This window comes from Mesorhizobium sp. M7A.F.Ca.CA.002.09.1.1, assembly GCF_003998555.1.
GTDB lineage: Bacteria > Pseudomonadota > Alphaproteobacteria > Rhizobiales > Rhizobiaceae > Mesorhizobium > Mesorhizobium ciceri.
In genome coordinates this window covers 1-2,813 of the sequence record NZ_RZRR01000755.1, presented here as the reverse complement: position 1 = coordinate 2,813, position 2,813 = coordinate 1, and the positions used below count along the sequence as shown (strand labels likewise).

At 65.1% G+C, this 2,813-nt stretch carries 2 protein-coding genes; both read right to left on the bottom strand.

Features of this window, described 5'->3' with window-relative positions; genetic code table 11:
• Window positions 1-1,707, bottom strand: a 1,707-nt coding sequence (locus tag EN994_RS25700) for an acetate--CoA ligase family protein (RefSeq protein WP_164746189.1), incomplete at its 3' end; no start/stop codon positions are given.
• 3 nt (window positions 1,708-1,710) lie between these two features.
• Window positions 1,711-2,813: acyl-CoA dehydrogenase family protein (locus EN994_RS25695; protein ID WP_164746188.1), on the bottom strand; the 1,103-nt coding region annotated here is incomplete at its 5' end.

Sequence of the window (2,813 nt, the reverse complement as noted above, 5' to 3'; positions counted from 1 at the left end):
GTCGCGCACCATGCGCTCGACATAGAGCCCGGTGCCGAGCGGCAACAGGTTATGCGCTGCGGTGCTGACGGATTCGGCATCCCTGAGATTGAGCCTGACAGCGCCAACTTCGGATTTGTGGGTGACGCCGAGCGCCTTCAACGCGACGGGAAAGCCGAGCGCCATGGACGAAATCACCGCTTCGACGGCATTGGCGGCGCGCTCGCCCTTCGGCACCGGCAGGCCGGCTTTGATCAGCCGTGACTTCGCCTCGGCTTCGTCGGGCGTGACGTGGTCCCCGCCAGAGGCGCCGGAGGCCGACGTGTCGATCGGCTGCGCCTGCGGTTCAGCCCAAGCCCAGCCGATGAAGGCTGCTGCGCCGGCTGCATCCATCGCTTCCGAAATGCCGAACAACGGCACCATGCCGCGCGCCATCAGTTCGGCGGTGTATTCCTCCGGCAGGTTCTCCGGCAGCGAGGAGACGATCGCACCATGCGCCTTGTTGGTCTTGAGCGCCGATTCGAAAGCGCGCAACGTCGCCCACCAGTCGGTGACCGAGCAGCGGTCGGGTCGCGGAAAATCGAGCACCAGCATGTTGAGGTCGAAACCGCCCGACACCATGGCGGTGAAGGTGGCGGTCATCGCCGGCTCGTTGTTCCAGATGAAGGTGTGATAGTCCAAGGGATTGGCGACCGCGACCAGCGGCCCGAGCGTCGATTTGACATGGGCGCGGTGGCTGTCGGTCAGCACAGGGAAATTGACCCAGCGGCCTTCGGCGCTGTCGGCCATGACGGAGGCCTCGCCGCCGGAGCAGCTCATCGACGACAGCCTATAGCCGGGCAAAGGTCCGGTGATGTGCAGCAGCTTCAGCGCCTCGATGAAGGCAGGGATCGAATCGACGCGCGCAATGCCGAGCCGCCGCAGGAACGCACCCGAGGCCGCGTCCGAGCCGGCGAGCGACGCGGTATGCGAGACAGTCGCTTGCCTGGCCTGTTCGGAACGGCCGACCTTCATGGCGATGATCGGCTTCTTCAGCTCGCGGGCTCGTGCCGCCAGCCGTTCGAAGCCGGCTACCGAATCGAAGGCCTCGATGTGCAGGCCGAGCGACGTGACCCGCTCATCCTCGATCAGGCCGAGCGCCATTTCGGACAGGCCGGTCTGCGCCTGGTTGCCGGCGGTCATCAGGAAGGCGATCGGCAGGCCGCGCTTCTGCATGGTCATGTTGATGGCGATGTTGGAGGACTGGGTGATGATGGCGACGCCCTTGCCGCCCTCGGCCAGTCTTATGCCGCCATGCTGGTCGGGCCACAGCAGCGCGCCGTCGGCATAATTGATCAGGCCGTAGCAATTCGGCCCGATGATCGGCATCTGGCCCGCCGCCGCGACCAGCTCGGCCTGCAGCCGCTCGCCATCATCGTCATAGGCCTCGGTTTCGAGGAAGCCGGCGGCAAAGCAGACGGCGCCGCCGGCGCCGCGTTCGGCCAGCGCCTTGATCACCTCGATGGTCAAATGCCGGTTGACGCCGACAAAGGCAGCATCCGGCGCGCCGGGCAGGTCAGCCACCGAACGATAGGCCTTGCGACCGGCAACCTCGTCCTTGGTCGGATGCACCGGCCAGATCTCGCCGGCAAAACCCATCTTGATCGATTGCGCGACGACGGCTGCAGCCTGCGCACCGCCGAAGACGGCGATCGATTTAGGCCGCAGGAGACGCTCCAGTTTATGCATATGTTATGCCCCGAACGGGCGCAGCAGCGCCCTTGAAATGATGTGGCGCTGGATCTCGGATGTGCCTTCCCAGATGCGCTCGACGCGCGCGTCGCGCCAGATGCGCTCCAGCGGCAGATCGTCCATCAGCCCCATGCCGCCATGGATCTGGATCGCTTCATCGGCAACGTATGCGAGCATTTCGGTGGCCTTCAGCTTGGCCATGGCCATGTCCTGGTCGGTGACGGTGCCCTGATCGTACTTCCAGCCGGCTTCGAACACCATCAGGTCGGCGGCCTTGAGTTCGGTCGCCATGTCGGCAAGCTTGAACGATACGCCCTGGAACTTGCCGATCTGCTGGCCGAACTGCTGGCGTTGCGCGGCGTATTCGACGGCATGGCCAAGCGCACGCTCGGCGCGGCCGAGGCAGGTGGCGCCGACCTGCAGCCGGGTGGCGCCGAGCCAGGAATTGGCGACGTCGAACCCCTTATGGACTTCGCCCAACACCTGGGCGGCGGGAAGCCGGCAATCGTCGAATTCGAGGATGGCGTTGGTGTAGCCGCGATGCGAGACGTTGCGGTAGCCGTCACGGACGGTGAAGCCTTTGGTGCCCTTATCGACGAAGAAGGCGGTGATCTTCTTGCGTTTGCCGCGCGGCGAATCCTCTTCGCCTGAGGCCATGAAAACGATGGCAAAGTCGGCGAGGTCGGCGTGGGAGATAAAATGCTTGGTGCCGTTCAGCACCCAGTCGTCACCGTCCTGCACGGCGGTTGCCTTCATGCCACGCAAATCGGAGCCGGCGCCCGGCTCGGTCATGGCCAGGCAGTCCCATTTCTCACCACGGATGCAGGGGAACAGATATTTCTCGCGCTGCTCGGGCGTGCCGGCCAGGAGGATGTTGGAGGGGCGCGACACGCAGGTCCAGTGCAGCGCGTAATTGGCGCGGCCGAGTTCCTTCTCGTAGAGCAGCCAGGTCACCGTATCGAGGCCCGCTCCGCCGACATCGGCCGGCATGTTGGCGGCATAGAGCCCGGCCTCGATCGCCTTTACCTTGATCTCCTCGATCAGGTCGCGGCGCAGCACGCCGGTGCGCTCGACCTCGCGCTCATGCGGGTAAAGCTCGTTCT